Consider the following 428-nt stretch of genomic DNA (forward strand, 5'->3'; position numbering starts at 1 on the left):
GTTAAAATGCCGTATTGTGTTAAGGTACAAGAGAGCCGAAATTATAATGCAAAATTTGACATTGCGGATATCGGAAAAATTGATAAGGACAGGATAGGCACTCCTGTCAAAGTATCGAAACTCATTACCGTCACAAATAATTCCAATCCACGGGACAATAGAATTATAGCCTTAAAATATGACAAGCAGGGGGCAGACACTTTTAAACTGGTGTCCAATGAGAAAGGCTTTACAATAAATGTAGATAATAGAATAATGGAATACATTATGGGCAAGGGAATCTATTTTGCGAATATCGCGGACAGAGACTTCTTAATGGTTGACGAATTTGATAGTATCGAATAAGTTCCATCGATTTGATTTATAGATGTGGAATCCCTAGAAATAGGGATTTTTCATTTGCGGTGTCCAGTAATGCCCCCTAATAT

The 428-nt window shown here is 36.7% G+C and carries 1 protein-coding gene; it reads left to right on the top strand.

Annotation, left to right across the window (positions count from 1 at the left end):
- Positions 1-345: hypothetical protein (locus tag K1F36_RS19765; protein WP_220115322.1), on the top strand; the 345-nt coding region annotated here is incomplete at its 5' end.
- Positions 346-428: the final 83 nt, after the last annotated feature.

This window comes from Flagellimonas abyssi (assembly GCF_019457905.1).
Lineage (GTDB): Bacteria > Bacteroidota > Bacteroidia > Flavobacteriales > Flavobacteriaceae > Flagellimonas > Flagellimonas abyssi.